This is a genomic window from Streptococcus parasanguinis (assembly GCF_901875555.1).
GTDB classification, from domain to species: domain Bacteria; phylum Bacillota; class Bacilli; order Lactobacillales; family Streptococcaceae; genus Streptococcus; species Streptococcus parasanguinis_H.
This window is the reverse complement of record NZ_CABFMD010000020.1, coordinates 1-4,773: the sequence shown is the minus strand read 5'-3', so window position 1 is coordinate 4,773 and position 4,773 is coordinate 1. Positions and strand designations below refer to the sequence as shown.

Below are 4,773 nucleotides of genomic sequence, written 5' to 3'. Positions count from 1 at the left end.
TTAAACATTCAAAATTGAATATCTATATTCTAACAAATTTCTAAACCTCTGTAAATATCCTCAGTTAATTTGGATAAGTCCTCGAGCTATTAGTATTAGTCCGCTCCATTGCTCACACAACTTCCACTCCTAACCTATCTACCTGATCTTCTCTCAGGGCTCTTACTGATATAAAATCATGGGAAATCTCATCTTGAGGTGGGTTTCACACTTAGATGCTTTCAGCGTTTATCCCTTCCCTACATAGCTACCCAGCGATGCCTCTGGCGAGACAACTGGTACACCAGCGGTAAGTCCACTCTGGTCCTCTCGTACTAGGAGCAGATCCTCTCAAATTTCCTACGCCCGCGACGGATAGGGACCGAACTGTCTCACGACGTTCTGAACCCAGCTCGCGTGCCGCTTTAATGGGCGAACAGCCCAACCCTTGGGACCGACTACAGCCCCAGGATGCGACGAGCCGACATCGAGGTGCCAAACCTCCCCGTCGATGTGAACTCTTGGGGGAGATAAGCCTGTTATCCCCAGGGTAGCTTTTATCCGTTGAGCGATGGCCCTTCCATACGGAACCACCGGATCACTAAGCCCGACTTTCGTCCCTGCTCGAGTTGTTGCTCTCGCAGTCAAGCTCCCTTATACCTTTACACTCTGCGAATGATTTCCAACCATTCTGAGGGAACCTTTGGGCGCCTCCGTTACCTTTTAGGAGGCGACCGCCCCAGTCAAACTGCCCGTCAGACACTGTCTCCGATAGGGATCACCTATCCGGGTTAGAGTGGCCATAACACAAGGGTAGTATCCCAACAACGCCTCCATCGAAACTGGCGTCCCGATCTCTATGGCTCCTACCTATCCTGTACATGTGGCACAGACACTCAATATCAAACTGCAGTAAAGCTCCATGGGGTCTTTCCGTCCTGTCGCGGGTAACCTGCATCTTCACAGGTACTAAAATTTCACCGAGTCTCTCGTTGAGACAGTGCCCAAATCATTACGCCTTTCGTGCGGGTCGGAACTTACCCGACAAGGAATTTCGCTACCTTAGGACCGTTATAGTTACGGCCGCCGTTTACTGGGGCTTCAATTCATACCTTCGCGTTACCGCTAAGCACTCCTCTTAACCTTCCAGCACCGGGCAGGCGTCACCCCCTATACATCATCTTACGATTTAGCAGAGAGCTGTGTTTTTGATAAACAGTTGCTTGGGCCTATTCACTGCGGCTGACTTTAAGCCAGCACCCCTTCTCCCGAAGTTACGGGGTCATTTTGCCGAGTTCCTTAACGAGAGTTCTCTCGCTCACCTGAGGCTACTCGCCTCGACTACCTGTGTCGGTTTGCGGTACGGGTAGAGTATGATTATCGCTAGAAGCTTTTCTTGGCAGTGTGACATCACTAACTTCGCTACTAAACTTCGCTCCCCATCACAGCTCAATGTTATAGAATTAAGCATTTAACTCAATTCACACCTCACTGCTTAGACGTGCACTTCCAGTCGCACGCTTTAGTTAGCCTTCTGCGTCCCTCCTTCACTACATACTCTAGTACAGGAATATCAACCTGTTGTCCATCGGATACACCTTTCGGTCTCTCCTTAGGTCCCGACTAACCCAGGGCGGACGAGCCTTCCCCTGGAAACCTTAGTCTTACGGTGGACAGGATTCTCACCTGTCTTTCGCTACTCATACCGGCATTCTCACTTCTATGCGTTCCAGCGCTCCTCACGGTACACCTTCTCCACACATAGAACGCTCTCCTACCATACCTATATAGGTATCCACAGCTTCGGTAAATTGTTTTAGCCCCGGTACATTTTCGGCGCAGGGTCACTCGACTAGTGAGCTATTACGCACTCTTTGAATGAATAGCTGCTTCTAAGCTAACATCCTAGTTGTCTGTGCAACCCCACATCCTTTTCCACTTAACAATTATTTTGGGACCTTAGCTGGTGGTCTGGGCTGTTTCCCTTTCGACTACGGATCTTAGCACTCGCAGTCTGACTGCCGACCATAATTCTTTGGCATTCGGAGTTTATCTGAGATTGGTAATCCGGGATGGACCCCTCACCCAAACAGTGCTCTACCTCCAAGAATCTCAATGTCGACGCTAGCCCTAAAGCTATTTCGGAGAGAACCAGCTATCTCCAAGTTCGTTTGGAATTTCTCCGCTACCCACAAGTCATCCAAGCACTTTTCAACGTGCCCTGGTTCGGTCCTCCAGTGAGTTTTACCTCACCTTCAACCTGCTCATGGGTAGGTCACATGGTTTCGGGTCTACGACATAATACTAATCCGCCCTATTCAGACTCGGTTTCCCTACGGCTCCGTCTCTTCAACTTAACCTCGCATCATATCGTAACTCGCCGGTTCATTCTACAAAAGGCACGCTCTCACCCATTAACGGGCTCGAACTTGTTGTAGGCACACGGTTTCAGGTTCTATTTCACTCCCCTCCCGGGGTGCTTTTCACCTTTCCCTCACGGTACTGGTTCACTATCGGTCACTAGAGAGTATTTAGGGTTGGGAGATGGTCCTCCCAGATTCCGACGAGATTCCACGTGTCTCGCCGTACTCAGGATACTGCTAGGTATAAAGACTATTTCGATTACGAGGCTCTTACTCTCTTTGGCTGACCTTCCCATGTCATTCTTCTATAATCTTTAAGTCCACATTGCAGTCCTACAACCCCGAAGAGTAAACTCTTCGGTTTGCCCTCCTGCCGTTTCGCTCGCCGCTACTCAGGCAATCGCTTTTGCTTTCTCTTCCTGCAGCTACTTAGATGTTTCAGTTCACTGCGTCTTCCTCTACCTATCCTTAACAGATAGGAGTACTAGCCATTAGCTAGTGGGTTCCCCCATTCGGACATCTCTGGATCGTCGCTTACTTACAGCTCCCCAAAGCATTTCGTCGTTTGTCACGTCCTTCTTCGGCTTCTAGTGCCAAGGCATCCACCGTGCGCCCTTATTAACTTAACCTTATTTTTGGTCTTACGACCTAAACTCTTTAAATATTTACAGCGTTTCGGTTTATTTTCTTGTTACTATTTGATATAGATATTCAATTTTCAATGTTCAAACTTAACACCCTTAAAGTGTTAATGGAGCCTAGCGGGATCGAACCGCTGACCTCCTGCGTGCAAAGCAGGCGCTCTCCCAGCTGAGCTAAGGCCCCACAAGACCTCTCAAAACTAAACAAGACCAACGTACAGGTTTCCTTTTCCTTAGAAAGGAGGTGATCCAGCCGCACCTTCCGATACGGCTACCTTGTTACGACTTCACCCCAATCATCTATCCCACCTTAGGCGGCTGGCTCCAAATGGTTACCTCACCGACTTCGGGTGTTACAAACTCTCGTGGTGTGACGGGCGGTGTGTACAAGGCCCGGGAACGTATTCACCGCGGCGTGCTGATCCGCGATTACTAGCGATTCCGACTTCATGTAGGCGAGTTGCAGCCTACAATCCGAACTGAGACTGGCTTTAAGAGATTAGCTTGCCGTCACCGACTCGCGACTCGTTGTACCAGCCATTGTAGCACGTGTGTAGCCCAGGTCATAAGGGGCATGATGATTTGACGTCATCCCCACCTTCCTCCGGTTTATTACCGGCAGTCTCGCTAGAGTGCCCAACTAAATGATGGCAACTAACAATAGGGGTTGCGCTCGTTGCGGGACTTAACCCAACATCTCACGACACGAGCTGACGACAACCATGCACCACCTGTCACCTCTGTCCCGAAGGAAAACTCTATCTCTAGAGCGGTCAGAGGGATGTCAAGACCTGGTAAGGTTCTTCGCGTTGCTTCGAATTAAACCACATGCTCCACCGCTTGTGCGGGCCCCCGTCAATTCCTTTGAGTTTCAACCTTGCGGTCGTACTCCCCAGGCGGAGTGCTTAATGCGTTAGCTGCGGCACTGAGTCCCGGAAAGGACCCAACACCTAGCACTCATCGTTTACGGCGTGGACTACCAGGGTATCTAATCCTGTTTGCTCCCCACGCTTTCGAGCCTCAGCGTCAGTTACAGACCAGAGAGCCGCTTTCGCCACCGGTGTTCCTCCATATATCTACGCATTTCACCGCTACACATGGAATTCCACTCTCCCCTTCTGCACTCAAGTTAAACAGTTTCCAAAGCGTACTATGGTTAAGCCACAGCCTTTAACTTCAGACTTATCTAACCGCCTGCGCTCGCTTTACGCCCAATAAATCCGGATAACGCTCGGGACCTACGTATTACCGCGGCTGCTGGCACGTAGTTAGCCGTCCCTTTCTGGTAAGATACCGTCACAGTGTGAACTTTCCACTCTCACACTCGTTCTTCTCTTACAACAGAGCTTTACGATCCGAAAACCTTCTTCACTCACGCGGCGTTGCTCGGTCAGGGTTCCCCCCATTGCCGAAGATTCCCTACTGCTGCCTCCCGTAGGAGTCTGGGCCGTGTCTCAGTCCCAGTGTGGCCGATCACCCTCTCAGGTCGGCTATGTATCGTCGCCTTGGTGAGCCGTTACCTCACCAACTAGCTAATACAACGCAGGTCCATCTCTTAGTGATGCATTTGCACCTTTCAAGTCAACATCATGCAATGTCGACTTTTATGCGGTATTAGCTATCGTTTCCAATAGTTATCCCCCGCTAAGAGGCAGGTTACCTACGCGTTACTCACCCGTTCGCAACTCATCCAGAAAGAGCAAGCTCCTTCCTTCAGCGTTCTACTTGCATGTATTAGGCACGCCGCCAGCGTTCATCCTGAGCCAGGATCAAACTCTCATTAAAATAAT

General features: G+C 50.0%; 1 tRNA gene and 2 rRNA genes. All 3 read right to left on the bottom strand.

Annotated features, from left to right (window positions below):
- Positions 1 to 69 precede the first annotated feature (69 nt).
- A 23S ribosomal RNA gene (locus tag JX304_RS04960) occupies positions 70 to 2,971 on the bottom strand.
- Positions 2,972 to 3,094: 123 nt separating this feature from the next.
- Positions 3,095 to 3,167, bottom strand: a tRNA-Ala gene (locus JX304_RS04955).
- 53 nt (positions 3,168 to 3,220) lie between these two features.
- Positions 3,221 to 4,768, bottom strand: a 16S ribosomal RNA gene (locus JX304_RS04950).
- Together the 16S and 23S rRNA genes with 1 tRNA gene alongside form the textbook arrangement of a ribosomal RNA operon.
- Positions 4,769 to 4,773 lie beyond the last annotated feature (5 nt).